We start from the raw sequence: 903 nt of genomic DNA, 5'->3' as shown, positions 1-903 counted from the left end.
ATCATCAAAAGTCATGTGATTATCTATAAACTCAACTCTCACGCCCTTTGTAGTCAGTTCATCCAGTATCCCCAGAAGGTCACGGGTATTACGTGCCAGACGGTCAACGCTTTTAACTCGAACTATGTCACCTGAGCGAACTTTACTCATTAACTCTTTTAAAGCTGGCCTGTCTGCATTCTTACCGCTGGCCTTATCAATCAAAATCTCATCAACCAGTGTTTTTAACGCTTCAATCTGGCGTGATTCATTCTGATCTTTGCTGCTTACTCGTACATACCCGAAAGTTCCCATAGTCCCCCCAAAAAGTCTCATATCAATGACATCAATGATACAGTATCAAATAAGTTAAAACAAAGAAATTTTGATACCCAGCTCCAACATCAACGACACGTATCAATTGAGTCTACTCAAAGGAGACCACGGAATCCCTCACCGATATTTCGATTTTAGGGCTACTCGATGCTTGCTAGCGTGACCGATATTAGACCATGCAGCTCATGCGCTATGGTTGATAACATGATGAAGTGTTCAGGAGGAAAGCAGGTAATTACTAAACTTTCCCCCCAAAGTAGTTAATCGAATAAATCGAATAGATCGCTCAAGGGTGCTAGCGTGACGTAAATATAACCATCATCCCGTTCTTCAATGACAATAGGCATATCTGCACCATTGGATAATACAGCCTTAGCGCGGTAATGCTGATCAGTGATTTCTTTAATATCTTCAACAACAAGACATGTCACATTACTTCCCTTATCTTTCAATATTGAAGTTGTAACCTCGCACGCTGTGCTTTTAAGAGCGTCGTTATCAGCTAAAACAGCAGTGGTAAAGCAAACACCCAACAGAATTACAATGTAAACGAAAGACCATACCAATCGTCGACTCAATTTCGCTCCC

1 protein-coding gene and 1 pseudogene are annotated in these 903 nt (G+C 41.2%); both read right to left on the bottom strand.

Annotated features, from left to right (window positions below; genetic code table 11):
• A partial coding sequence (locus tag EQY_RS0110360) for a recombinase family protein (protein ID WP_000536422.1) occupies window positions 1-294 on the bottom strand: 294 nt, incomplete at its 3' end.
• 281 nt (window positions 295-575) lie between these two features.
• Window positions 576-903: pseudogene (locus EQY_RS0110355) on the bottom strand (hypothetical protein); the annotation flags it as partial.

Source organism: Escherichia sp. TW14182 (assembly GCF_000208525.1).
GTDB lineage: Bacteria > Pseudomonadota > Gammaproteobacteria > Enterobacterales > Enterobacteriaceae > Escherichia > Escherichia ruysiae.
The sequence above is the reverse complement of the archived record's forward strand: the minus strand, read 5'-3'. Positions and strand labels throughout refer to the sequence as shown.